We start from the raw sequence: 212 nt of genomic DNA, 5'->3' as shown, positions 1-212 counted from the left end.
TGCGATTACTTACCATGAAACACAGAGTGATGCAGATATGGATTTAAATGCACTAGTTAGTCTTTATACAAATATTGTAATGGATGAGCAGGTGATTTACATCCGTGCTGAGAATACAGTTACAGGATGTTTCAATACATCAGTGAGTTTAATTATCCGCGTATTACCATCACCCGTAGTTCCAGTAGACCTAGATGACTATGTGATATGTG

Annotated in this window: 1 protein-coding gene; it reads left to right on the top strand. The window is 37.3% G+C overall.

What is annotated here, in order from left to right:
- Positions 1 to 212 (top strand): hypothetical protein (locus tag RH81_RS17085; RefSeq protein ID WP_033962422.1); only part of this gene is annotated, 212 nt, incomplete at both ends.

It is taken from the genome of Psychroserpens jangbogonensis (genome assembly GCF_000797465.1).
Classification (GTDB): domain Bacteria; phylum Bacteroidota; class Bacteroidia; order Flavobacteriales; family Flavobacteriaceae; genus Psychroserpens; species Psychroserpens jangbogonensis.
This window is presented reverse-complemented; position numbering and strand designations above follow the sequence as displayed.